Origin of the sequence: Paenibacillus sp. PL2-23, from assembly GCF_040834005.1 — a bacterium.
In the GTDB taxonomy this organism is placed as follows: Bacteria; Bacillota; Bacilli; order Paenibacillales; family Paenibacillaceae; genus Pristimantibacillus.
This window is the reverse complement of record NZ_CP162129.1, coordinates 3,518,644-3,542,097: the sequence shown is the minus strand read 5'-3', so window position 1 is coordinate 3,542,097 and position 23,454 is coordinate 3,518,644. Positions and strand designations below refer to the sequence as shown.

Here is a 23,454-nt window from a genome sequence, read left to right as displayed (position 1 = left end):
CTCTTTGAGGGCTTAGCTGCTGTCCAATTAGGAGTGTTAGCCAAGGTGTTTAACGTTAAGGTAGAAGCTTAAGATACAGGTTTACGGTACAAGCTTCAGGTACAAGCTTCAGGTGCAAGCTTAGGGTACAGAGCTTAGGTACAGAGTTTAAGGTACAGAGCTTAAGGTATAAAGCTTATGGGTACACATTTGCGGTATAAGCTAAAGGTACGAAGCTTTAAGGTACAATGCTTAGAAGGGCAACCCGTTTTACAAATAAACGGCTTTGCCTGTTTTGGACGATTCGTAGATGGCTTCGAGAATTTGGGAGACGACAAACGCCTGCTCCGGCGTTACTACGGGATCGATGTCGTTTTCAATGGCGTGAATCCAAGCTCTCATCTCCAGATCCGGCGCATTGTCGGATGCGCCGTCATAGAAGGCCACCCCGCCGGAGCTCAGCTCCACTTCCTTGGTGTACAAGCGGCTGTGCTGTTCGCCGTTAATGCGAAGGCCGCCTTTCATGTCAGCGCCGCCTTCCGTGCCGCAAAGGGTGCACTTTGCTTCGTCAACCTCCAGAGTGTTCAACGCCCAGCTGGATTCCAGCATAATGGTAGCGCCATCCTCCATAACGACCATGCCGAATGCGGAATCCTCTACTGTGAATTTTTTCGGGTCCCATGGACCCCAAGCATTCGCCGCATTCTCGCGTTGCGAGAGCTTATGATAAGAAGTGCCAAGCACAACCTTCGGTTTATAGTTGTTCATCATCCACAGCGTAAGATCAAGAGCGTGCGTACCGATGTCAATAAGCGGTCCTCCGCCTTGCTTCTCCTCGTCCAGGAATACGCCCCAGGTCGGTACGGCGCGGCGACGGATGGCGTGAGCCTTGGCCATGTATATCTCACCGAGCTCGCCGGATTCGCATATTTTCTTCAAATGCTGGCTGTCGGAGCGGAAGCGGTTGTTGTAGCCGATGGTCAGTTTTTTGCCCGTGCGCTTGACGGCATCCACCATCTGCTGTGCTTCCTCTGCCGTTTTGGCCATCGGCTTCTCACACATGACATGCTTGCCGGCCTCTAGCGCCGCAATTGCAATTTCCGCATGGGAGTCATTCGGTGTACAGACGTGAACGATGTCAATGGAGGAGTCGCTAAGCAGCTCCTTGTAATTGGTATATACCTTGGCGCCTTCGACGCCATATTGATTGGCAGCCGTGATTGCTTTATCCTCCACGATGTCGCAGAAAGCGATCATTTGAATGTTGTCTAATTTTTTGAGGGCTGGCATATGCTTGCCGTTGGCGATACCGCCACAGCCGATAATGGCAATTTTATAGATGTTGGACATGGATATTTCCTCCTGATTGAATAGATTTGCGATAGTCGGACGGCGTCATGCCGTACCGCTTGCGGAAAACAGCGTGTAAGTAGTTGCCTGATGCAAAGCCAGTCCGGGCAGCGATCCCCTCAATGGAAGAGCTCGATGCTTCAAGCTCCTGGATGACAGCCGCTAGGCGTATATCCTCTAATATGCGGGTAAAGGAGTGGCCTTCGCCATGCTCCTTAAACAATCTCTGCAGCTGGCGGGGGCTTATCCAGAGTCGCTCCGCCACATCCTCCAGCGTGACAGACTCCGCATAATTCACTCTCATAAATTCAAGAGCAAGCTCGTAGCGATAGCTTTTCATGTCCTTGGTGGGCAGCTGGTCGTTGCTGCCGGGCGTCTCGTACGCCCTAACCGTACGCAGAAGAATCTGAATCACTTGCTGCTTGATCGTCGTATAGCTGCCGGGATACCCGGCCATGCATGCTTGATAAGCATCCAGGAAGCAAGGCATTGCTTCATGCGCATCCTGGGCGGGAGCGAGTGGAAGGTCCATAAGCTTCTTCACGCAAGTGACGGCTTCTACAAACTCCCAATCATCAGATGGCGGCTCGTCGGTACGCTCCACGATATCGATATGCAGACAAAGCTCATCCATCGCCTCCAAGGCGTCGGCTTCCTGGTAATGGATAACGCCCGGTCCTGTTAGATACAGCTGACCCGCTTTCAAGGCGTATTCCTTGTCAACTAGAATGACCTTGCCTTTTCCCTTGGGAATGAAATGAAATTCAAATTCGGCATGCTTATGGAAGGGCACCGTTCTGCCCGGCAGGAATTGCGTTAGATGAAAGCGAAGCACTTGAATATTGTAGGGTCCCCAACGGATATGCAAATCCAATCGCTCCAAGGCGTCCGGTTTCTCCCACATATCTTCGTACTCCCATTTGGAGGTCATGGCCATTGCCTACCTTTCGTTAGGTTCTAGCTGCTATGCTTTCTATTCGGCTAACAGGATCGCTTTTCCTTCTCTGGCTGAGCGATTCGAGGTCTCCATCAGCAAGGTAAGCTCCCGCGCAATTCGAATGTTCTCATCGGCGCTTGTTCCGTTCGTCACATGGCTGACCCACTGCTCGAAAGCGCTCTCGCGGTTGGCAGGGATAGCAACCTCGTTCCACATATCGTCGCCGTTTGCACGAACAAGTAGCTTGGCGTCCGGCGAGCCATACAGCAGTGTGCCTTCCGTCCCATGAACCTCAATCGTAAACGGGGAATGCGGATTAACAAAGCCGGCTTCAACGATGCCAATAGCTCCGTCGGCTCCTTGCAGAATAGCAACAGCGTTGTCCTCTACTTCTTTGCCCGTCACATAACCATAAGTTGAACGAACGCTCTCCGGTAGGCTTCCCATGAACAGCGCTGTCAGATACATCGGATGGCAGCCAAGGTCAATCATGGCGCCGCCACCGCATTGCTCCATATTATAGAAATGCTCAGGCAGCCAATTTGCGGTTGCGCCGTTATGCGATAGTCTCACTCGCACAAGCGTAATCTGGCCAAGCTGTCGCTGTTCCAGCACACTGCGGATTGCAAGCGTATAGCCATCATTCAAACGAGGCAGTGACACGGTCAGCTTCACGCCGGCGGAGTCCACGGCAGCTAATATGCGAGTCACTTCATCTGTTGTCGGAGCGATTACCTTCTCGGTAAAAATGTGCTTGCCTGCCTTTGCGGCTTTCACGATAACTTCCTCGTGCCGGTTCGTCGGAGCGTCCACAATGACCGCATCCACAAGATCGCTGGACAGCATGTCGTCAAGATTCGAGAAATAAGGAACCCCCAGCTTCTCGGCGGCCTCTCGTCCACGCGCTTCGATTTCGTCCCAAACGGCGGTAATTTGTGTTCCAGCCGTTTCTTGTGCTTGCTTGGTGTAATCCCAGGCGTGTACATGCCAATAGCTGATCATACCGATTTTTATCACGAGCATCGCCTCTCCTTGTCGTAAATGAATAACATTCGAAAGCTATAATATTGTGACATTAACGTTAATGTATCATATATATGATCGCAATATAAGTGTGAATAAGCGACGATTGTACTATGAAATAACGACATGTGGAGGGTGTGGAGTCTTACACTTAAAGCTCGCCGCCCTTATATCCTGCGCAGCCGCCGAATGCTATAAGCAAGAGGTGATCAGGTTGAACAAAAAACATTGCTTATTCTGCAACGAGCTGGCCGCGCTGGAATCCGACGATGACGGCTTCGATACGTACAGCGACTGTATGTGCGCGCCTGGCGCGTTTTATCGGCTTGATTCCAAGGCCTACAGCGCTATTCAAGCCTTGCCTTATGCTAGGAAGCGGACGCTTCTGCCGCAGGTGTCGGCTTATATAAGAGAGCAATTCGAGGAGGGCGACCGGGCGGCGCTGACGCTTGATCAGGTTCAGGCAATCGCGGACTCGCCCGCTGTTCCCATAACGCAGGAGGAGAAGGAGAAGCGCTTCCTTCGATACTTATACCGCAGAACGGATGCTCCGATGGAGCCCGTAAGCCTGCATCCCATGACACGTAATTACAATCTGGCTTACGCGGCTAATCTTCAGGAGTTCGTATTCATTATGGAGCAGCTGAGAGATAGCGGCCGCATCCTCCGGGAAGGCGCGGTGCTGAAGCTGACGGAGCATGGCTGGTCGGATGCGGCTGCTATAGCTGGAGGCGGCAAGCGGAAGCTGTGCACCGTATTGGCGGGCGACGAGTCCATCGGTCAGGAGCTGGCGTCGCCGCTGCTGCCGGGACTGGAGCAATGCGGCTACCAGACGCGCATGCTGCTGCCGTCCGGGCTGAAGAAGGCGGACGCCGAGCTCCTTGAGAGCTTGAGAGGCAGCAAGCTGATCGTCGCGGATTTGACCGAGGCGGGTCCAGAGCTGTATTATGCGGCTGGATTTGCAGCGAGCGCTGGCGTGCCCATTATTTGGACTGTGCAGAGCGAGCAAGCCGACAGACTGCTGGGGCAAAGCGAGTGGATTCGCCCCTTCGTCTGGGACAAGCCGGAGGAGCTGGTCTACACCCTGCAGCATAAGCTGTAGATGCCTCACCCCTCTAACTGCGCAGCTGCCGGCTTCCCGCGTAAGGCGACTGAGCGTCGGTAGTCCTTGGGCGCAATGCCTTTGCTCTCACGGAAGACTCGCGAGAACGTTTTGTAAGACCCATAGCCGACCTCCATCGCAATCTCCGCGATGCTCATTTCTGTTGATGCCAGCAGACTGCAGACATGCCTAAGCCGTAAATCCCGAAGAAACTGGGAGTAGGTCTGCCCCGTTGTTTCCTTGACGACCTCGCTCATCCTGGACACGCTGAGAGAGAAGCGCTCCGCAAGCTCGGACAAGCTAAGCTCGTCTTGGTAGTGCTTGTGTATATAATGAACAATCGACCAGACAAATCCAGCTTGCCTGCGGGCTTCGGCGTCCTTCCTTCCACTATCGGCGCCGGAGCTGCTGCTTGTGGCCAGCTCGCCCTGCTTCCTCCGCGTCCGGTCGAACAACACCAAAATTTCCTTGAGCCGAGCTTGGAGCATGGTGTGACGCCAAGGCTCGTTACTCCCGTATTCCTTGTACATATCCTCCATCAGCCACGTCATTCGCGCTTGCTCTTGCCCGTTTAATTGGATAAACGGAACCGAACCCGCCCCGTCGAATAACCGATGAAGTCCTTCCGCAGCGCCTGTCTCCATTAATAAATCCATGCTGAACATACAATTAAACAGCTTAAGCGGCTTGCCCGGCTGGGTGAACAGCTCATGAACCTGGTACGGCAGCACGAAAGTGAATGTGCCCGGCAGCATGTCATGCTTCATTTCATTAATTGCCTCTTGGCCCGCGCCTTCAATCACAAACGAAAACTCCAAAAAATCATGTCGATGCCGCCGATAGCCGTTCGGCAGCTGGTTGAGACTAATATGAAGCGGACTGGATGTATCCATGTTGGGATAGGTTTTGAGGTATTCGGGAAAGTAGGTCATACAGCCTCCGAAAAAATGAGATATAAATCGAAAAAACAAGCACGCATTTGGATTAAGATTATTTTAACATAAAGGGCGTAAGCGATTACGAAGGAAATAGGAGATTATCGAAAATATAAGACATAGTGGAGGTTGTCGACATGAGCGGCAAGGTTAGAATCGGCATAATCGGTGCAGGCAATATCGGGAATGTGCACGCCCATGAGTTTTCCAAGCTGTTCGACCAGTGTGAGATCACAGCGATTACGGACGCATTTATGCCGCTGGCCCAGGAGCGCGCCATTGCTTACGGCATTCCATTCGTCACAGCTACTCCGGAGGAGCTGATTGCTCGATCCGATGTGGATGCGGTTATCATTGGCGTGCCGAACCAGCTTCACGCGCCGCTGGCTATACTTGCGATCGAAGCAGGCAAGCATGTGCTGCTGGAGAAGCCCATGGGCATTAACAGCAGCGCGGCCAAAAGAATCCTTCAGGCAAGCGCCAAGTCTGACCGAGTTGTGATGGTGGCCCATCAAATGAGGTGGGAGGCTATTCCGATGGCGATTAAGGCGCAGGTGGAGCGCGGCGAGCTTGGCCGGATTTATTCAGCCAAAACGGGTTGGTTCCGGCGCAAGGGCATTCCTGGCTGGGGAACATGGTTCACGCAGATGGATCAATCCGGCGGGGGACCGCTGATCGATATCGGTGTCCATATGCTGGACCTGGCTATCTATCTGATGGGCAATCCAAAGCCAGTGTCCGTCTATGGATCCACCTACGCGGAATTTGGACCAAGCCGTAAAGGCATTGGAACCTGGGGCATGCCCAATTGGAACGGGGCCTATGATGTTGAGGATCTGGCAACAGCGCTTATCAAGATGGAGGACGGCAGCACCTTGTCGCTGGAGGTCAGCTGGGCGGTTCATATGGATACGGACAATCTTCCGTTTGTTCATCTGATGGGCACAGACGGAGGAGCAAGCTACAGGGGCGGCTCCGGCAAGCTGCTTACCGAGAAGTTCGATCAGCCTATGGAAACCACGCTATTGCGGCCAGAGCTGGATGAGGGGGAGAGAGCGCGACTAAGCCGCCACTTCCTGGCATGTATACAAACTGGCACGAAGCCCATCACTTCCGCGCTGACGGGCTTTACGAACAACCTGATTCTGGACGCCATCTACGAAAGCTCCAGAACGGGGCATGAGGTTGTCCTGGACTGGAATATGAACGAATAGAGGAGGCGAATACAATGCTAAGAGGACTTACGGGAGCGGGCCTGGGCAAGCTGAAGGATGAGAAAGAGCTTATTGAGCTGGCGGGACGTTACGGCTTCCAGGCGGTGGACGTCGACGCCAAATCGTTGATTGAGAAGTACGGAGAGCAGGGAGCGAAGGCGCTATTGGAGCAAAATGGCGTTGTCTTGGGAGCAATCGGGCTGCCTGTCGAGTGGCGCCAGTCAGAGGAGCAGTTCGCCAGCGGCTTGAACGAGCTGAAGCAAGCGGCGGCGGCCGCCCAGAAGCTGGGCTGTACCCGCTGCTGCACGTACATTCTGCCGTCCACGGACTGGAAGGCGGCGCATTTCATGGCGGTTGCGACGCGCAGGCTGCGGCAATGTGCGTTGATTCTGGGCCAATACGGCATCTCGCTGGGGCTGGAGTTTGTAGGTCCGCATCATTTGCGCTCGACTTGGAAAAATCCTTTTATATGGACGATGGAGGAGACGCTGGATTGGATTGGCGCGATTGGGGAGCCGAACGTAGGCTTGCTGCTGGATGCGTATCATTGGTATACGACGGGACTGGGGCCCGAGGCGATTGAAGCGCTGACGGGCGGACAGATCGTGCATGTCCATATCAACGACGCGCCGGACGTGCCCGTCGAGGAAGCGCTCGACAATGGCCGGCTTTATCCCGGTGAAGGGGTCATCGATCTAGCGGGCTTCCTGAAGGCGCTCCACAGCATCGGCTACGATGGGCCCGTTACTCAGGAAATATTGACGAGCGCTCCGCCCGAGGACGCGCCGGAGGAGCTGGCTCGCCGTTCGCAGCGCGGCTTCGACCATGTGTTCCAAGCGGCAGGCCTTTCGGTTCGAGTGTAACGCTTGCTTGCAGTTACGAAGAATTGTTTGCTTTCTCAGCGAATGAGGAGGCGGACAATTCTTTTTTTTGTTGGCATAACACAATCGCTCGTTACAAATAATGAAAAGGAATGTAGCTTATGCCGTAAGGGAGGAAACTGAAATTGGCATCGAAAGGACCTACTGCTAACCTCTACAAAAAAATGTCGATGTCGCCAAAGGAATATCAGGCCTACGCCAAAGAAATGGAACCGCCCCGCTCCATTATGCTGAACTGCCTCAGAGCTTTCCTGGTCGGCGGGTCGATCTGTCTGGTCGGACAAGCGATTTCGGAGCTGTTCGTCCATCTGATGAATATGACGCCCGAGCAGGCGAGCAACCCGACGGTCGCGGTGCTGATTCTCATATCGGTTATTTTGACCAGTCTTGGCGTGTATGACAAGCTGGCCCAGTTCGCTGGAGCGGGCTCTGCGGTACCGGTGACGGGCTTTGCGAACTCCATGTGCTCGGCTGCGCTTGAGCATCGAAGCGAAGGGCTTGTGCTTGGAGTCGGCGGCAATATGTTCAAGCTTGCGGGCGCGGTTATCGTATACGGCACGGTTGCGGCTTTTTTTGTCGGGATCGCGCACCTCATTCTGGGCACCGGGGGGCAATAAGATGCTCCGGGGCAAACAATCATGGTGGTTCGAAAATAAACCCGTTATTATAGGCGCGGCAGCGGTTGTCGGTCCAGACGAAGGCGAGGGTCCGCTCGCTGCTGAATTTGATCTTGTGCATCCTGAGCTGGATATGCAGCAGAAGAGCTGGGAGAAGGCGGAGCGGCTGCTGCTGGAGCAAGCAAGCGAATTCGCCGTCCAGAACGCCAAGATGGATAAAAGCGGCATTCAATTCTATATCGGCGGCGATCTGATGAATCAGATTATTAGCAACAGCTTTGCCGCCCGCACGCTGGGAGCGCCGTATATCGGCGTATTTGGCGCCTGCTCCACCTCTATGGAGACGCTGGCGCTGGCCTCGCAGCTGGTCGACAGCGGCGCGGCTACACATGTGCTGGCAGGCACCTGCAGCCATAACTGCACAGCTGAGAAGCAGTTCCGCTATCCGACGGAATACGGCTCGCAGAAGCCTCCGACGGCGCAATATACGGTGACCGGCGCGGGCGCCGCCGTTGTGGCAGCATCTGGAGAGGGGCCCGTCATTGAATGCGCGACGATCGGCAAGGTTGTTGACCTTGGTATAACCGATCCGTTCAATATGGGTGCAGCGATGGCCCCGGCTGCTGTGGATACGATCCAGGCGCATTTCAACGATACCGGCAGAACGCCGGGCCATTATGACCTGATCGTGACTGGCGACCTGGCCGGCGTGGGGCATCCCATCGCCAGGGATCTGCTCATGCAGAACGGCGTACCGATGGATCATACGGAGTTTAATGATTGCGGCCTGATGGTGTATGATGTGCAGCGCCAGAAGGTCCAGGCGGGAGGCAGCGGCTGCGGCTGCTCGGCCGTCGTCACTTACGGCCATCTGCTCAAAAGACTGCAGCGAGGCGAGCTAAAGCGCATTCTGGTCGTTGCTACCGGCGCACTGCTGTCGCCCTTATCCTTCCAGCAAGGCGAAAGCATTCCATGTATTGCCCATGCGGTGGCCATTGCTGCGGGAAAGGAGCAATCCTCATGATCTTCCTGTGGGCCTTCCTTGTGGGCGGGGCCATATGCGTCATCGGCCAGCTCATGTTCGACGTGCTGAAGCTGACGCCTGCGCATACCATGGCGACCTTGGTTGTCATCGGCGCGATCGTCGACGGCTTGAATCTGTACGAGCCTCTTATTGAGTTTGCCGGCGCAGGCGCATCGGTTCCCATTACAAGCTTTGGCAACGCGCTGGTGCACGGCGCCTTGACGGAGCTGCACAACTCCGGCTGGATTGGGGTCATATCCGGCATATTCAAGGTGACAAGCGCCGGCATATCGGCTGCGATTATTTTCTCCTTTCTGGCGGCGCTCGTTATTCGGCCAAAAGGCTAAGAGTTTGGAAATACTATACATTTGGAGAATCCTGTGGGATTCTCCAATTTTTTTTGGAAGCGTCCCATTTGTGAAGTGTCTATCACCTACTGTAAAATAGTACTATTAAGGGCACTATTAAAGCGCATTCAGAGCGTTCATTCCGGGAGGTTATCAGATGGAAATTCGTACAGCTGACATGCAATTATGCTCGACGATCGTTCGAAACTTAAATACTTGTATTCTCGGAAAGCAAGACGAGATAGAAAGATTGCTGATCGCAGTGCTCGCTGGCGGGCACGTGCTGCTGGAGGATGTTCCCGGCACCGGCAAAACCCAGCTCGTCAAGGCGCTGGCCAAATCAATTGGCGGACAGTTCAGAAGGATTCAATGCAACCCCGACCTTCTGCCTACGGATATAACAGGCGTGTCGATCTACCACCCCAAGCAGGAAAGCTTCATCTTCCGGCCGGGTCCCGTGATGGCCAATATATTGCTGGCGGACGAGATCAACCGCGCAACGACAAAAACCCAGTCCGCGCTGCTGGAAGCGATGGAGGAGGGCTGCGTGACGGTTGACGGAGACACCTATGAGCTGCCTGCTCCATTCATTCTGCTCGCGACTCAGAACCCCATTGAGTTCGAAGGCACTTACACGCTGCCTGAGGCTCAGCTTGACCGCTTCATGATGAAGCTGTCGCTTGGTTATCCGACTCAGGAGGACGAGCAGAAGATGATTGCGGCTGTCGAAAGCTATCATCCCTCAGATCAAGTGCAGCCGGTCCTGGAGATCGGCGATATGACCCGCATTCAGAAGCAGGTGCAGCAAGTCCATATGGATGACGCCGTCGCCAAATATATTGTAAGCCTGGTCCGGGCCACCAGAGACCATACGAGCGTCCTGCTGGGCGCCAGCCCGCGGGCGGCGATCTCGTTGACGCGCGCGGCCAAAGCCAGCGCCTATCTGCAGCAGCGAGAATACGTCACGCCGGATGACGTCAAGTCGCTTGCGCCATTCATTCTGCCGCATCGCCTGCTCCTGCGGACGGAGGCCAGAATGAACGGACTTCATGCGGAAGACGTAGTATCCCAGGCGATTCAATCGACGAAAGTGCCGGTCCGGCTGGAGCGTTAATGTGATGGAGGCGAAGAAGGCTAAACGCATTCGCTGGAGGTTCATCGCATTTGTGTACGGCTGCAGCTTGTTCTATTTTTTGTTCCAGGGCGGCAAAACGGCATTGATGCTTTTTATTATTTTAAACCTGCTGCTCCTGTATCTGATGCTGGGCCGCTTCAGCGGTATCGGCAAGGTGTCCGGGAGCCGGGCTTACGCCGCTCAGGGCGCGGCGGGCGCGCTGCAAGCCGGCGGCTCCGTGGAGGTTCAGCTGAAGGTCAAGATTCCAGGCCTGTTCCCGCTGCCTTACGTCATTGTGAGGGACGCGCTGCACCGGCATAACGGTCAGGCGCTGCAGTTCGAAACCTCGTTTGTGCCCAATTGGAAGCGGACGGGAGAGATGTCATACCGAACGCCGCCGCTAGCGCGAGGAGAATACCGCTTCCGCGATATCGAATGTGTGTCTTACGACGTATTCGGCCTGTTCGAGCATGCCGGGTCCTTCCGCCATGACGGCGTGTTGAGCGTCTTGCCGCAAACGGTGCCGCTCAGGCAATGGAACGGCTTCCAGCGCGGCGTTCGCGGTCCCTATTCACATGCGGCCGCGTCGCGCTCCGCCAAAGAAACGACGCAGATCAACGGCGTCAGGGAATATCATTACGGCGATCGGCTGTCTCGTGTGCATTGGAACGCAACGGCGAAGACCGGACAGTGGAAATCCAAGGCGTTCGAGCGTGAATCGCTGCCCCGGACGATCATGGTGCTGGACCGGTATGCGCCTGGGGGCGACGCCGCCTCGCGGGAGCGGTTCGAGCTTGCCGTCTCCGTAGCGGCATCCATTATGGAGCATGGCTCCCGTGATGATACGGCGATTGGGCTGGTGTCGATCGGCGACCAATTGACTATGCTGCCGCCGAAGTCCGGCGCGGAGCAGCGCAGCCTTGTCATGAAGCATCTGACGAACGTCGAGCCGGACGCGCCGCAGCCGATCTATCAATCGCTGCAGCTGGCGGATTCCGTGATCGAGCCAGGCAGCTTTGCGCTTCTGGTTTCGCAGGACACGGGGAGCCAGATCATACAGGGGATGGAGTGGTTGTCGCGCAAAGGCTTGACGCCTTGTCTCATTCACATCAGCTCGCCTGGCGGCAAGTCCGGCAGCACGGCATGGAAGAGAATCCTGGAGAGCCGCGGCTGGCTCATCTATGAGGTCCGCCAGCTGCAGGAGCTTCCCGCGGCTCTGGAAGGGAGCGGTATCGCATGAGGAAGAGGGCAAAATCGTTGCTGAATCTAGCGGGAAAGCATTGGTATGACCGCTCCGTGTCCGTATTTGTCGCGTTGATTATCATTAGCTCCCTGTCGATATTCGAGGGCTACTGGTGGCCCGAAACGTATGCGATCGCTTACGGAACATTGGTGTGGGCGGCTATTATTGATATCTTTATTCCCTATAAGCTCAAATTTTTTCGGTGGACGCTGCAATTTGCCGCCGCGGTAGTGCTGACCTTCCGGCATGCCCGCATGGAATGGGCGGTCGCTCCGCCAGAGCGCGCGGGGGATGTGGGCTGGTGGCTCCAGCAGACGCTGGCTGGACTTCATCCGTTCATTTGGTTCGGCCTTCTCTTATGGTTTATTCATGCGTTGTTCGCGGCTTGGGCCAAAACAAGGCTTCGCATGTTCGGCTTTGTTGGCGCCAGCATTCTCTTGCTGACCGTGGCGGATTCCTTCACACCCATCTGGCTGTGGGACAATGTGGCGGCCGTCGTGTTCGTAGGGCTGATCTGGCTGGTGCTGGATCATCTTCACAGCTTGAAGCGCAAGCATCCCGACAGCTGGCGCGATCTGCTGGAATATCCCATTCGCGTGTTTACGCCAGCCGCGATCGTGCTTGCGATATTTTTGGCTATAGCGCTGAATGTGCCGTCTATCGCTCCGCTGCTTCAGGATCCCTATACCATCTGGAAAAATGCAAAGGGCGAAGAGGTGCGCGTGTTTCTCGGCGACAAGGCGATTGTGAACGACAGCTCCAGCGGCTCCAGCAGCAATGCAAGCTCCGGGTACAGCCGCAACGACGAGGAGCTTGGAGGCGGCTTTGATTACGACTTCTCCCCCATGATGACGGTGCAGACCTCGCAGAAGAGCTATTGGCGCGGCGAGGACAAGTCCGTCTATACCGGCAAGGGCTGGGAGGACGAGGCGACGCCTTTTCCGTTAGAGCGCGTGCTGAAGGAGCAGGAGCTGGCGGTGCTGTTCCCGCCTGAGCTGGCGGAAGTGACAGAGGTCAGCCAGATTATTACGATGGAGCGCGAGGACGTGTATCCCGTGTTGTTCGGCGCCTCCTCCATATCCAAGGTGAATTGGGTGGGGGAGAAGGAGCAGGGACTGCCCCGCGCGCTCAGCTGGCTCCCAGTCAGCGCCGAGCTCCGCTGGAGCGGAGGGGAGTCTCCTCAGGCTTATTCCATTACGTCTTCCGTAGTGATGCTGGATGAGGAGGGCTTGCGCGGTGTCGAAGCCAAGCTGCCTGACGCGGGCTTGCAGGCGATGTATGTGCAGCTGCCGGACAGTGTGACGCAGCGAGTGCGGGATTTGGCTGCTGAGGTAACGGCGGCGGGCGCAACGGATTACGATAAGGCGAAGCTGCTTGAGCAGTTTCTAAGGACGAGCTATGCCTACGATAATAAGCCGGATTTAACGAAGCTTACCGGGAGCAGCGGCGACTTCGTGGATCAATTCCTGTTCGAGCTGATGGAAGGGTACTGCGACTACTTCTCCACGTCCATGGCGGTGATGGCCCGTACGCTGGAGCTTCCTGCGCGCTGGGTCAAGGGCTTCTCGCCGGGCTCATTGCCGGCCGAATATTACGGCCCGCCCGAAGAGCTGCTGCTGGAGGAGGACCTCAATCCAGCCGGCGCGGGCATGTACACCGTTCGGAACGCGGACGCCCACTCCTGGGTCGAAATCTATTTTGACGGCTATGGCTGGATTCCATTCGAGCCCACATCAGGCTTCTTATTCCCATACGCAGCGGCGGAGGGCGAGGAGCCGGCCGCTCCCGAGACAGAGGCAGACGAGCCGGAAGCGTCTCCTGCGGAGCCGGAGAGAGCAGACTCCGGCAGCGGCATTTGGAAATGGCTTGGCCTGGCCGCTATCCTTGCGGCGGCAGCGGCAGTGCTGATAGGCCGCAAGCGGATAGCGATGGCTTGGCGCAGCTGGCGCAATCAGTCCTACAGCGCCAATGAGCTGATCGTGCTGGAGACGAATCGATTGCTCCGGGCATGCCGGAAGCGGGGGCTGCAGAGGGAGGAGCATGAGACGATGCGCGAGGCTGTAGCGCGCTGGACAGACAGCCGGAAGCGCCTGAGAGACGATTTCCGGTATGTGCTGGATCGCTTCGAGCAGGCGAAGTACGGGGCGGGCGCGGCGACCAAGGATGAAGCAGATCGCTTCGCGAGCAAAGTGCGCGAGTTGATCGGCGAGCTGAGGTAGCAGCACTGCAATTGGAATACCGCTTGAGGCGCTTGCCGGCAAGCGGTATTTTTTTGCAACAAATTCGGAATGTATGGTATAGTTTCGTAAGATAGCACGGAGAAGGAAGAGGGATATTCACATATGTTCGAACGATTGCTGCCGAATATGCGCGTCAATTCGGTATACGATATTGACCTTGATGAGCTTGCGTCCAGAGGCGTGCGCGGTATTATTACGGATCTGGACAACACGCTTGTCGGCGCGAAGGAGCCTCTGGCGACCCCGGAGCTCGTCGCATGGCTGGACAAGGTCAGGAATGTGGGCTTCAAGGTTGTCATTGTGTCTAACAACAACAGGACACGGGTAAGCAACTTTGCAGCGCCGCTGGACATTCCGTTTCTGCACAAAGCGAAGAAGCCGACGCAGGCTTCCTTCCGCAAAGCGCTGGCAATGCTTGGCTTGCAGGCGGATGAGACGGTTATGATCGGAGACCAGATGATGACTGATGTCCTGGGAGGGAATCGGATGGGGCTCTATACGATTCTGGTTATACCGATTTCGCCGGCGGACGAAGGCGTCATGACGCTGGTGAACCGCCGGCTTGAGCGATTTGCGCTGGCACGGCTCCGCAAACGCGGGTTATGGTACGAGGAGGAAACGAAGTGAACGAACAACAGCTAAGCGAGACAACGATTTCCTGCGCGGGCTGCGGCGTGAAGCTGCAGGCCAGCAGCCCGGATATGCCGGGATACGTACCGGAGTCGGCAGCCAAGAGCGAGCATGTCATTTGCCAGCGCTGCTTCCGCATCCGTCATTATAATGAAGCGGCGTCCGTCGCGGTCGATCAGGACGACTTCCTCAAGCTGCTCGGCAGCATCGGGACAACGGACAGTCTGGTTGTCCATATCGTCGATTTGTATGATTTTGAGGGAAGCCTGATTACAGGGCTGGGGCGGTTTGTCGGCAATAATCCGGTGCTGCTGGTCGTCAACAAAATCGATTTGCTTCCGAAGGGCATGAACACGAATCGCATTCGGAATTGGGTGCAGAAGCAAGCCAAGTCGCACGGGCTGCGTACGGTTGACGTCGTGCTCTGCAGCGCCAAGCGGAATATGGGCTTCGAGCATGTCATTGACGCGATTGGCCGGTACAGGGGCAACCGCGACGTCTATGTGGTAGGCGCCACTAACGTCGGCAAGTCCACGCTTATTAACCGGCTGATCAGGGATTACAGCGATATGGAGCGGGAGCTGACAACATCCCGATACCCGGGCACTACGCTTGACGCGGTCAATATCCCGCTGGAGGACGGCAAGTCTATTATTGATACGCCCGGCATCGTATACACTAGCCGGATGGCTGAGGTTGTGCCGCGCACCTTCCTGGGCTCGCTGCTGCCGGACAAGCCGATCAAGCCGCTTGTGTACCAGCTGAACGAGGGACAGACCTTGTTCATCGGCAGCCTGGTCCGCTTCGATTTTGTCGAGGGGGAGCGGCAGTCGTTTACACTTTATATTTCCAATGCGCTTAACGTTCACCGGACCAAGCTTGAGAGGGCTGAATCGCTGTACGAGGAGCATAAGGGCGAGCTGCTGGGCGCGCCAACGCTGGATGAGCTGGCGGATATTCCGGCTTGGACGCGGCATTCGCTGCGCATCCGACAAGGCGAGAAGCAGGATGTATTTGTGTCGGGACTAGGCTGGATTCAAGTGAATGGCATGAGGGGCGCGCTTGTAGATGTGTACGCGCCCAAAGGTGTGAAGGTATTGCTGCGCGATTCCATGATCTGATTCGGGGAACGGATTTGCGGCTTCGGCTGATGGTTAAGGGGGAGAAACGGTGACAGCGTCAGGTGGAAGGATTGACAGTCATACGGAGCTTTATGGGGTAATCGGAGATCCGATCCGCCATTCCAAATCGCCGATTATGATGAACCGGGCTTTTCGGGAGACGGGGATTAACGGCGTGTATATGGCGTTTCATATTACAGACGACAAGCTGGAGCATTTTGTAGCCGGCGTGCGTGCAATGGGCATTCGCGGGGTTAACGTAACCATTCCCCATAAGCTGCGCATTATGGACCTGCTGGACGATATTCACGAAAGCGCCCGCATTATAGGGGCTGTCAACACGATTGTCAACGATAACGGCAAGCTGACGGGCTACAATACAGACGGCATCGGTTACGTTCGTTCGCTGAAGGAGGAAGCTTCCCCGCAGCTGGCGGGCAAGCGCATTACCGTCATTGGAGCGGGCGGCGCGGCCCGCGGCATTATCTACGCCTTGCTGCAGGAGGGGCCTGAGCGTGTGCGAATTGTCAATCGTTCCGCTCAGCGAGCGGAGGAGCTGGCCTCCTCCTTATCGAGTGGCTCCTTTATTATTGAAGCTTCGTCGAATGATCGGCTGCAGGAGTGGTGCGGGGACGCGGATATCATCATCAATACGACCTCGGTAGGCATGTTCCCTAATGTGGACCAATCGCCGGTTCCCGGAGAGTGGCTGAACCCAGGAGCGGTCGTCAGCGATCTGATCTACAATCCGCTGCAGACCGCCTTTCTGCATGCGGCGGCAGCGAGAGGCTGCCAGACGCATGGCGGCCTCGGCATGTTTATCTACCAAGGCGCGTACGCGTTCGAATATTGGACAGGACAGCCTGCCCCGGCGGCGGCGATGAGAGAGGAAGTGCTCGCGGCGCTTCAGGGTTAGCGCCCGGCAGCCGCAACGGCGGGCATTTTGGCCGAATAACGTGAGAGATCTAAGAGAAAAAGGATGTTGAGGATATGCTAACAGGCAAACAAAAACGGTTCCTTCGCGCTCAGGCGCATCATTTACAGCCGATTTTCCAGGTAGGCAAGGGCGGGACGAATGAGCATCTGGTCCGCCATATCGAGGAAGCCCTGGAGACAAGAGAGCTGATTAAGGTATCCGTGCTGAACAACTGCTTGGACGAACCCAAGGAAATTGGAGCCGAGGTGTCGGAAGCGGCTGGCGCGGAGCTTGTTCAGGTCATCGGCAAAACGATCGTGCTCTACAAAGAGTCCAAGGATCATAAGACGATCGTGCTTCCTTAAGGAGGGACGGTGACTTGAAAAAAATCGGCATAATGGGCGGCACGTTCGATCCCATTCATATCGGGCACCTGATTGCGGCGGAGACCGCGAGAGAGCAGGGCGGCCTCGATGAGGTGTGGTTCATCCCCACCGCTGACCCGCCGCTCAAAAACCGCGCGCCGCTAGCAGCGGCCGCGCAGCGGTTGGAGATGGTTCAGCTCGCGATTGCGGGCCACGGCGAATTCCGGGCGCTTGATCTTGAGATCAGACGCGGGGGGATCAGCTACTCCATCGATACGATATTGGAGCTGCGCTCTCAGTATCCCCGCTATGCTTTCTATTATATTATTGGATCGGATCGCATGAACGACCTGCCGCGCTGGCATCGGATCCAGGAGCTGTCGGCGCAAGCGGGCTTCATTGGTCTAGCGCGGCCGGGAGAGCCCATGGAACTGGAAGAGCTATCGGCCGAGCTGCGCCATTCGCTGCTTCTGGCAGAGATGCCGCAGATCGGCATCTCGTCAACCAAGCTGCGCGCTAAGCTGGCGAATCGCCTTTCCGTGCGGTATCTCCTTCCGGATTCCGTGCTTGCTTATATAAGGAGGCTTGGCCTGTATGGAACGGTCCCTCATGATAGAGAAGGTTAAAGCGGAAATGCCGGAGCGGAGATGGCTTCATACCGAAGGCGTTATGGCGACAGCTGTGGCGCTGTCCCAGCGATATGGAGAGGATCCTCGCCGCGCCGAGCTGGCCGCTATTCTTCACGATGTAGCCAAATATTGGCCGACGGAGCGCCAGGGCAGTGTTATACGCGACCATCAGCTGTCGGATGACGTGCTGCGCTATGACAAGGAGCTGTGGCATCAATATGTTGGCGCTTGGGTGGCGGAGCAGGAGTTCGGGGTGTCCGACCTCGGCGTACTGGACGCCATTCGGTTCCATACCTCGGGCCGCAGAGGCATGTCCAAGCTGGAGAAGGTTGTATGGCTTGCCGATTATATCGAGCCGGGACGAGACTTTCCCGGCGTCAATGACATTCGGGCGCTGAGCGAGGAAAGCCTGGAACGCGCCGTGCTTGCCGGTCTAGACGGCACGATCGGCTTCCTGATCGCCAAGGGCAAACGTATTTATCCCCTGACGCTTGAGGCGCGCAACGGATTAATTGAGGAAATTCGCGGAAACTAACAGGGCGGGCGGGATGAAGCCTGCTGGGAGCTCGAAACAGAAGGAGGGCTATATGCTGTTGAAATCGGATCAGTTATTGAAAACTGCGGTGCAAGCCGTCGAGGATAAAAAAGCGATGGACGTCATCGCCCTGAATCTCAAGGAAGTTTCGCTTGTGGCAGACTATTTTGTCATTTGCAGCGGCAATTCAGATACACAGGTGCAGGCCATTGCGACGGAAGTGCGCAAGCAGGCGGAGCTTGGGGGAACAAGAGTGCGCGGAATTGAAGGAATGGACACCGCCAGATGGGTGCTTATTGATCTGGGCGACGTCATTGTGCATATCTTCCACCGCGAGGAACGCGATTATTATAATATCGAGCGGTTATGGTCCGACGCTAAGGTCGTGGAGTTCGCATGAGCCTGACGGCTGGAGAAACCTATCAACTCAAAATTACGCGCGAAGTGTCCCCGTACGGCTTCTTCCTGAGCGACGGCGAATCCGAAGTGCTTCTGCACTATACGGAGCTTGTCGGCTCCAAGCCAGGCGTCGGGGGCACGGTCAGCGTATTTATTTATTACGATTCCGAGGATCGTCTGGCGGCTACGATGAAGAAGCCGCTGCTTCAGCTGGGCGAGCTTGCGCGGCTGAAGGTTGCGGATGTGCATCCGCGGCTGGGCTGCTTCCTGGAGATGGGTCTCGGGCGGCAGCTGCTGCTGCCGCTTTCCGAGCTGCCGGAGAGCGTTGCTTACCGTCCGCTTCCAGGCGATGAAGTGTTCGTCGTCATGAAGCATGACAAGATCGGCAGGCTTGTCGCCAAGCTGGCCTTCGAGGAGGAGCTTGCTCCGCTAGTATTCCCGGCGCCTGCCGCCTGGCGCAACACGTGGGTCGAGGGCTGGGTAACGAAGACGCTTCAGATGGGCTCGTTCGTTATCGTAGACGGAGGCGTTGTAGGCTTTGGGGTGTATGGTCTCATTCCGAGCTCTGAGCGAACGCGGCCGCTGAGGCTTGGCGAGCGCGTTCGCGCGCGGGTGACGTTCATTCGCGAGGACGGCCGAGTCAACCTGTCAATGACAGAGAGGAAGGAGGTCGGCCGGGTGGAGGATGCCGATCGGATCCTCGCTTTCCTGAAGGAACGTCCGGCAGGCGGCATGCCTTATTCTGACGAAACGGAGGCTGAGCTGATCAAGCAGCGGTTCGGCATTAGCAAATCCGCATTCAAGCGAGCGCTGGGCAAGCTGATGCGGGAAGGCTTGGTTACCCAGAAGGGCAGCTGGACCTATCTGGCCGCGCCGCCGGAGGGCGGCTCCGGGCACGCTGAAGGAGCTGAGCGGGAGTGACGCAATCCTATGGACAATTTGCGCTTGTCTACGACCAGTTGATGGAGGATATGCCATACGCGGACTGGCTGGGTTTCGCGAGAGCCGCCTGGTCGCGCTACGGCATGCCGTCCACTGTCGTGGATCTTGGCTGCGGCACGGGCAGCCTCGCCATACCTCTCGCGCGGTCGGGCTTTCAAGTTTATGGCATCGACCTGTCCTCGGACATGCTGTCCGTCGCCCGGAGCAAATGGGACGAGACGCCGCAGCAGGCTGTCAGATCGCGGGCCGGCACGATTCGCTGGCTCCAGCAGGATATGCGCGAATGGGAGCTGGGGGAGCCGGTGGACGCTGTTATATCGTTCTGCGACTGCCTGAACTACCTGACGGAGGAAGCCGATATCGAAGCGGCCCTCCGCCGCACGTATCTTGCGCTTAAGCCTGGCGGCTCCTTCCTGTTCGATATGCATCCGCCAAGCCAGCTGCTGCGGTACGCGGAGGAGCAGCCATTTGTGCTGGACGAGCGCGATATTGCCTACATATGGACCTGCGAGCTTGAGGAGGCGCGCTGCCAAATCGAGCACCATCTGACGATATTCGCCCGCGATGCCGGCTCTCTGCCGTTCAACCGGTTCGAGGAAACGCATACGCAGCGGGCTTATGATCCCGACTGGATCGCGAATGCGCTTCGCAAGGCAGGCTTTCGCACCGTCGACCGGTTTGCGGATTTCGAGCTTAAGCCCGCCAGCGCTTCCTCTGAGCGTTTATTTTTTGCGGCGGTCAAATAGGGGCTGGAATGGAACAAGGCTGCTCCTGCGCAGTTGTGACGCGCTTGAGCAGCCTTGTTTCGTTGTGTCGAACCGACTCGATTAGTGGGAATGACCGGCGAGGCTCGCCAAGCCCATCATACAGCCCTTGAAACAGGGTTAGACACCCTTTCCTCCTTTGCTTGGAGGGATCCTGATTATTCTCGCAGCGCGTCCTTCAGCCTGCTGTTCATGGCTGCCGCCGGGGCGGTTCGTCTGGACAACACGTCCTTCAGCTTGCTCAGCTCCGTCTTCAAGAGGGCATTTTCCCCCTCCAGCTCCGAGCATTTTCTCTCCAATTCTTCCACATATTGAACCATGTCCGTCAGCTCCTCGCCAGTGCGCCGACCCAGCTCGGCCAGCTCCAGGCGAGCATTCGGTTGCTTCCAACCCCTATCCATACAAGCCTCCAATTAGCAATAAAATGTCACTATCCCATCATAGCTATATCTGTTAAAATAGTCGAGTGCGCCCTCATTCCGTTTCATAGATTCTCCATATTTTTCATTGACGGGATCAATATATTGATGTAAAATCAGTAACAACATCAACATCTTGATGGATATGGCGAATTTATCGAACTACATCTAGTATATCCAGATAAAGCGCGTCTGCCTGCTAGCGGCGGTCAGAAGCGCTTTTTGATTGCTAAAATTCAGTAGGGGAGCGGGCTCGCGGTGCTGGTTGTGTACGATTCCAAAACGGGCAATGTCAAACGTTTCATCAATAATCTGAATATGCGCGCGGTGACAATCGACGAGCAGCGGAAGATTGACGAGCCATTCGTGCTCGTGACCTATACGACGGGGTTCGGACAGGTTCCGGAGAAGGTAGACTCCTTCCTCGCCGAGAACTATTCTCTGCTGCGCGGCGTGTCTGCGAGCGGCAATCGCAATTGGGGGCCGGGCTTTGCCAAAAGCGCGGACACAATTGCCAAGAAGTATGATGTGCCTGTTATTTTGAAGTTTGAATTGTCGGGAACGAGTCAGGATAGGGAACATTTTGTCGAAAGGGTGCGGGCGATTGAAGCATATTGAATTAAACAACGAGCTCATGCAGCGCGGAGCGGACGGATTCTATCAGTTGGACAAGGATAAAGAAGCGGTACAAGCCTTTATGGCGGAGGTAGAAGAGAAAAGCGTCAAATTCGGTTCGCTTCGCGAGAAGCTGGATTACCTCATCACGAACGACTACTACGACAATGTGTTCGATCACTATACATACGAGCAGGTTGAAGCTGTGTTCAACCTGACGTCTAACGCAGGCTTTGAATTCCAGTCCTACATGGCGATCTCCAAGTTCTACAAGGACTACGCGATGAAGACGAACAACAAGGCGCAATACCTGGAGCAATATCCCGACCGTGTGGCGATCGTAGCCCTTCATCTTGGACAAGGCGACGCGGAACGCGCCCTTCGCATCGCGGATGCGATGATCGAGCAGCGTCTGCAGCCGGCCACTCCGACCTTCCTGAACGCGGGCAAGAGCCGCCGCGGCGAGATGGTATCCTGCTTCCTGTTGGAGATGGACGATTCCCTGAATTCCATTAACTATGTGCTGGGCACATGCATGCAGCTCTCCAAGATCGGTGGCGGCGTAGCCGTCAACTTGTCCAAGCTGCGGGGACGCGGCGAGCCGATCAAAGGCGTAGAAGGCGCGGCGAAGGGCATTATGCCGGTGCTGAAGCTGATGGAGGACGCGTTCTCCTATGCCGATCAGATGGGGCAGCGCAAGGGCTCCGGAGCGGGCTACTATAACATTTTTGGCTGGGATATTATTGAGTTTCTCGATTGCAAGAAGATTAACGCGGATGAGAAGTCCCGGATCAAGACGCTTTCGATTGGCCTGATCATTCCGAACAAGTTCTACGAGCTTGCCGCTCAGAACAAGCCGCTTGTTGTATTCGGACCCCATTCCGTCCAAAAGGCTTACGGCCAGCATCTGGACGATATGGACATGGACGAGATGTATGAGGAGCTGCTCGCGAACGACAGCGTCACGAAGAAGACGGTCATGAACGCGCGCGACATGCTGACGAAGATCGCATCGATTCAGCTGGAGTCCGGCTACCCATACATTATGAACAAATCGAATGCCAACAACGTACATGCGCTCAAGGATATCGGCTCTATTAAGATGTCTAATCTTTGTACGGAAATTTTTCAGCTGCAGGAAACATCGGAAATTAAAGACTACGGCTACGACGACGTCATCCGCCGCGATATCAGCTGCAACCTGGCGTCTCTCAATATAGTGAACGTAATGGAACGCGGGAAGGTGAAGGAATCCGTGCACGTCGGCATCGAGGCGCTGACAACGGTTAGCGACCTGTCCAAGATCGACAATGCTCCAGGCGTACGCAAGGCGAACGAGGAGCTGCATTCCGTCGGTCTGGGCGCGATGAACCTGAACGGATACCTGGCCAAAAACAAAATTGCTTATGAGAGCGATGAGGCGAAGGATTTCGCCAGCGCGTTCTTCATGATGATGAACTTCTATTCCCTGGAGAAAAGTATGGAAATCGCGAAGGAGAGAGGCGAGACGTTCAAGGACTTCGAGCGCTCCGAATACGCGAAGGGCACGTACTTCACCCGATACATCGAGACGGACTATCGTCCGAAGCTGGAGCGCGTGAAGGAATTGTTCCAGGGCATTGACATTCCGTCTCCTCAGGACTGGGCCGAGCTCAAGGAGAAGGTACAGGCGCATGGCTTGTATCATGCTTACCGTCTGGCGATCGCGCCAACGCAAAGCATCTCCTACATTCAGAACGCGACTTCAAGCGTTATGCCGATTGTGGAGCATATCGAGACACGCACATACGCGAACTCGACGACCTACTACCCGATGCCGTATTTGTCGCAGGATAACTTCTTCTACTACAAATCGGCGTATAACATTAATCAGTTCAAGCTGATCGACCTGATCGCCGAAATCGGCCAGCATGTGGATCAAGGCATCTCGACCGTTCTACATGTGAACAGTAACGTGACAACCCGTGAGCTGGCGCGCTTCTACGTATACGCCGCGCAGAAGGGCCTGAAGTCGCTTTATTACACCAGAACGAAGCGCCTCTCGGTGGAGGAGTGCACGAGCTGCGCCGTTTAATTTGTTTGACCAATAGAGAACTTCCCCCAAAAGGAGTAT

25 protein-coding genes are annotated in these 23,454 nt (G+C 55.9%); 20 read left to right on the top strand and 5 right to left on the bottom strand.

What is annotated here, in order from left to right:
• Nucleotides 1-249 precede the first annotated feature (249 nt).
• From AB1S56_RS15600 to AB1S56_RS15590, 3 genes are all read right to left on the bottom strand, one after another.
• On the bottom strand, nt 250-1,329 hold the full coding sequence (locus tag AB1S56_RS15600) for a Gfo/Idh/MocA family oxidoreductase (RefSeq protein WP_340869304.1): 1,080 nt from the start codon (nt 1,327-1,329) through the stop codon (nt 250-252).
• Nucleotides 1,313-2,233, bottom strand: coding sequence for a helix-turn-helix domain-containing protein (locus tag AB1S56_RS15595; protein WP_340869302.1), 921 nt, complete (start codon nt 2,231-2,233; stop codon nt 1,313-1,315). Before AB1S56_RS15595 ends, AB1S56_RS15600 begins: the two co-directional genes overlap by 17 nt.
• Before the next feature lie 69 nt (nt 2,234-2,302).
• Nucleotides 2,303-3,283 carry a Gfo/Idh/MocA family oxidoreductase gene (locus AB1S56_RS15590; RefSeq protein ID WP_340869301.1) on the bottom strand — a complete coding sequence of 327 codons (981 nt, stop codon included), beginning with the start codon at nt 3,281-3,283 and terminating at the stop codon, nt 2,303-2,305.
• Between the two features lie 220 nt (nt 3,284-3,503).
• Between AB1S56_RS15590 and AB1S56_RS15585 the strand changes: the two genes are divergently transcribed.
• The gene (locus tag AB1S56_RS15585) at nt 3,504-4,391 is read left to right on the top strand and encodes a hypothetical protein (protein WP_340869299.1); all 888 of its coding nucleotides are present in this window, start codon (nt 3,504-3,506) and stop codon (nt 4,389-4,391) included.
• A 5-nt stretch (nt 4,392-4,396) separates the two neighbouring features.
• Here the strand turns inward: AB1S56_RS15585 and AB1S56_RS15580 are convergent, their stop codons facing one another.
• The gene (locus AB1S56_RS15580; RefSeq protein ID WP_340869298.1) at nt 4,397-5,323 is read right to left on the bottom strand and encodes an AraC family transcriptional regulator; all 927 of its coding nucleotides are present in this window, start codon (nt 5,321-5,323) and stop codon (nt 4,397-4,399) included.
• A gap of 140 nt (nt 5,324-5,463) precedes the next feature.
• Here AB1S56_RS15580 and AB1S56_RS15575 point away from each other — a divergent pair, with 140 nt between their 5' ends.
• From AB1S56_RS15575 to AB1S56_RS15495, 17 genes are all read left to right on the top strand, one after another.
• Entirely contained in the window at nt 5,464-6,540 is a 1,077-nt protein-coding gene (locus AB1S56_RS15575) for a Gfo/Idh/MocA family oxidoreductase (RefSeq protein WP_340869297.1), read from the top strand.
• Nucleotides 6,541-6,554: 14 nt separating this feature from the next.
• Nucleotides 6,555-7,403 (top strand): sugar phosphate isomerase/epimerase family protein, encoded by an 849-nt coding sequence (locus AB1S56_RS15570; RefSeq protein ID WP_340869296.1) that lies wholly within the window; start codon nt 6,555-6,557, stop codon nt 7,401-7,403.
• Between the two features lie 182 nt (nt 7,404-7,585).
• Nucleotides 7,586-8,038, top strand: a complete 453-nt coding sequence (spoVAC, locus tag AB1S56_RS15565; RefSeq protein WP_340869362.1) for a stage V sporulation protein AC — start codon at nt 7,586-7,588, stop codon at nt 8,036-8,038.
• Between the two features lies 1 nt (nt 8,039).
• On the top strand, nt 8,040-9,062 hold the full coding sequence (spoVAD, locus tag AB1S56_RS15560; protein ID WP_340869295.1) for a stage V sporulation protein AD: 1,023 nt from the start codon (nt 8,040-8,042) through the stop codon (nt 9,060-9,062).
• Nucleotides 9,059-9,409 (top strand): stage V sporulation protein AE, encoded by a 351-nt coding sequence (gene spoVAE, locus AB1S56_RS15555; RefSeq protein ID WP_340869294.1) that lies wholly within the window; start codon nt 9,059-9,061, stop codon nt 9,407-9,409. The genes spoVAD and spoVAE overlap by 4 nt, the downstream gene beginning before the upstream one ends.
• A gap of 157 nt (nt 9,410-9,566) precedes the next feature.
• On the top strand, nt 9,567-10,523 hold the full coding sequence (locus tag AB1S56_RS15550) for a MoxR family ATPase (protein ID WP_340869293.1): 957 nt from the start codon (nt 9,567-9,569) through the stop codon (nt 10,521-10,523).
• A gap of 4 nt (nt 10,524-10,527) precedes the next feature.
• Nucleotides 10,528-11,763 (top strand): DUF58 domain-containing protein, encoded by a 1,236-nt coding sequence (locus AB1S56_RS15545; RefSeq protein ID WP_340869291.1) that lies wholly within the window; start codon nt 10,528-10,530, stop codon nt 11,761-11,763.
• Nucleotides 11,760-13,985, top strand: coding sequence for a transglutaminase domain-containing protein (locus AB1S56_RS15540; RefSeq protein ID WP_340869290.1), 2,226 nt, complete (start codon nt 11,760-11,762; stop codon nt 13,983-13,985). Before AB1S56_RS15545 ends, AB1S56_RS15540 begins: the two co-directional genes overlap by 4 nt.
• Before the next feature lie 123 nt (nt 13,986-14,108).
• Complete coding sequence (locus AB1S56_RS15535) at nt 14,109-14,633, top strand: YqeG family HAD IIIA-type phosphatase (protein WP_340869289.1); 525 nt, start codon at nt 14,109-14,111, stop codon at nt 14,631-14,633.
• Complete coding sequence (gene yqeH / locus AB1S56_RS15530) at nt 14,630-15,757, top strand: ribosome biogenesis GTPase YqeH (protein WP_340869288.1); 1,128 nt, start codon at nt 14,630-14,632, stop codon at nt 15,755-15,757. The genes AB1S56_RS15535 and yqeH overlap by 4 nt, the downstream gene beginning before the upstream one ends.
• A gap of 49 nt (nt 15,758-15,806) precedes the next feature.
• The gene (gene aroE / locus AB1S56_RS15525) at nt 15,807-16,673 is read left to right on the top strand and encodes a shikimate dehydrogenase (protein ID WP_340869287.1); all 867 of its coding nucleotides are present in this window, start codon (nt 15,807-15,809) and stop codon (nt 16,671-16,673) included.
• A gap of 74 nt (nt 16,674-16,747) precedes the next feature.
• Nucleotides 16,748-17,038 carry a ribosome assembly RNA-binding protein YhbY gene (gene yhbY / locus AB1S56_RS15520; protein ID WP_340869285.1) on the top strand — a complete coding sequence of 97 codons (291 nt, stop codon included), beginning with the start codon at nt 16,748-16,750 and terminating at the stop codon, nt 17,036-17,038.
• A 14-nt stretch (nt 17,039-17,052) separates the two neighbouring features.
• Nucleotides 17,053-17,664 (top strand): nicotinate-nucleotide adenylyltransferase, encoded by a 612-nt coding sequence (gene nadD / locus AB1S56_RS15515; RefSeq protein ID WP_340869284.1) that lies wholly within the window; start codon nt 17,053-17,055, stop codon nt 17,662-17,664.
• Nucleotides 17,633-18,202, top strand: coding sequence for a bis(5'-nucleosyl)-tetraphosphatase (symmetrical) YqeK (yqeK, locus tag AB1S56_RS15510; protein ID WP_340869283.1), 570 nt, complete (start codon nt 17,633-17,635; stop codon nt 18,200-18,202). Before nadD ends, yqeK begins: the two co-directional genes overlap by 32 nt.
• 52 nt (nt 18,203-18,254) lie before the next feature.
• The gene (gene rsfS / locus AB1S56_RS15505; RefSeq protein ID WP_340869281.1) at nt 18,255-18,602 is read left to right on the top strand and encodes a ribosome silencing factor; all 348 of its coding nucleotides are present in this window, start codon (nt 18,255-18,257) and stop codon (nt 18,600-18,602) included.
• The gene (locus tag AB1S56_RS15500) at nt 18,599-19,522 is read left to right on the top strand and encodes a S1-like domain-containing RNA-binding protein (protein WP_340869280.1); all 924 of its coding nucleotides are present in this window, start codon (nt 18,599-18,601) and stop codon (nt 19,520-19,522) included. Before rsfS ends, AB1S56_RS15500 begins: the two co-directional genes overlap by 4 nt.
• Nucleotides 19,523-19,563: 41 nt before the next feature.
• Nucleotides 19,564-20,289, top strand: coding sequence for a class I SAM-dependent methyltransferase (locus tag AB1S56_RS15495; protein ID WP_340869361.1), 726 nt, complete (start codon nt 19,564-19,566; stop codon nt 20,287-20,289).
• Nucleotides 20,290-20,465: 176 nt separating this feature from the next.
• Here AB1S56_RS15495 and AB1S56_RS15490 read toward each other — a convergent pair whose 3' ends face one another.
• Nucleotides 20,466-20,708, bottom strand: coding sequence for a hypothetical protein (locus AB1S56_RS15490; RefSeq protein ID WP_340869279.1), 243 nt, complete (start codon nt 20,706-20,708; stop codon nt 20,466-20,468).
• A 276-nt stretch (nt 20,709-20,984) separates the two neighbouring features.
• Between AB1S56_RS15490 and nrdI the strand changes: the two genes are divergently transcribed.
• Together nrdI and nrdE are read left to right on the top strand one after the other, a co-directional pair.
• Nucleotides 20,985-21,344, top strand: a complete 360-nt coding sequence (gene nrdI, locus AB1S56_RS15485) for a class Ib ribonucleoside-diphosphate reductase assembly flavoprotein NrdI (RefSeq protein WP_340869277.1) — start codon at nt 20,985-20,987, stop codon at nt 21,342-21,344.
• Nucleotides 21,331-23,415, top strand: coding sequence for a class 1b ribonucleoside-diphosphate reductase subunit alpha (gene nrdE, locus AB1S56_RS15480; RefSeq protein WP_340869276.1), 2,085 nt, complete (start codon nt 21,331-21,333; stop codon nt 23,413-23,415). Before nrdI ends, nrdE begins: the two co-directional genes overlap by 14 nt.
• The last annotated feature ends 39 nt before the right edge of the window (nt 23,416-23,454 follow it).

Coding starts and splice junctions, on each gene's coding strand:
- AB1S56_RS15600 (WP_340869304.1), bottom strand. CDS start 1,329: ATGTCCAACATCTATAAAATTGCCATTATCGGCTGTGGCGGTATCGCC.
- AB1S56_RS15595 (WP_340869302.1), bottom strand. CDS start 2,233: ATGTGGGAGAAACCGGACGCCTTGGAGCGATTGGATTTGCATATCCGT.
- AB1S56_RS15580 (WP_340869298.1), bottom strand. CDS start 5,323: ATGACCTACTTTCCCGAATACCTCAAAACCTATCCCAACATGGATACA.
- AB1S56_RS15575 (WP_340869297.1), top strand. CDS start 5,464: ATGAGCGGCAAGGTTAGAATCGGCATAATCGGTGCAGGCAATATCGGG.
- AB1S56_RS15570 (WP_340869296.1), top strand. CDS start 6,555: ATGCTAAGAGGACTTACGGGAGCGGGCCTGGGCAAGCTGAAGGATGAG.
- spoVAC (WP_340869362.1), top strand. CDS start 7,586: ATGTCGATGTCGCCAAAGGAATATCAGGCCTACGCCAAAGAAATGGAA.
- spoVAD (WP_340869295.1), top strand. CDS start 8,040: ATGCTCCGGGGCAAACAATCATGGTGGTTCGAAAATAAACCCGTTATT.
- spoVAE (WP_340869294.1), top strand. CDS start 9,059: ATGATCTTCCTGTGGGCCTTCCTTGTGGGCGGGGCCATATGCGTCATC.
- AB1S56_RS15550 (WP_340869293.1), top strand. CDS start 9,567: ATGGAAATTCGTACAGCTGACATGCAATTATGCTCGACGATCGTTCGA.
- AB1S56_RS15545 (WP_340869291.1), top strand. CDS start 10,528: ATGGAGGCGAAGAAGGCTAAACGCATTCGCTGGAGGTTCATCGCATTT.
- AB1S56_RS15540 (WP_340869290.1), top strand. CDS start 11,760: ATGAGGAAGAGGGCAAAATCGTTGCTGAATCTAGCGGGAAAGCATTGG.
- AB1S56_RS15535 (WP_340869289.1), top strand. CDS start 14,109: ATGTTCGAACGATTGCTGCCGAATATGCGCGTCAATTCGGTATACGAT.
- yhbY (WP_340869285.1), top strand. CDS start 16,748: ATGCTAACAGGCAAACAAAAACGGTTCCTTCGCGCTCAGGCGCATCAT.
- yqeK (WP_340869283.1), top strand. CDS start 17,633: ATGGAACGGTCCCTCATGATAGAGAAGGTTAAAGCGGAAATGCCGGAG.
- rsfS (WP_340869281.1), top strand. CDS start 18,255: ATGCTGTTGAAATCGGATCAGTTATTGAAAACTGCGGTGCAAGCCGTC.
- AB1S56_RS15500 (WP_340869280.1), top strand. CDS start 18,599: ATGAGCCTGACGGCTGGAGAAACCTATCAACTCAAAATTACGCGCGAA.
- AB1S56_RS15495 (WP_340869361.1), top strand. CDS start 19,564: ATGGAGGATATGCCATACGCGGACTGGCTGGGTTTCGCGAGAGCCGCC.
- AB1S56_RS15490 (WP_340869279.1), bottom strand. CDS start 20,708: ATGGATAGGGGTTGGAAGCAACCGAATGCTCGCCTGGAGCTGGCCGAG.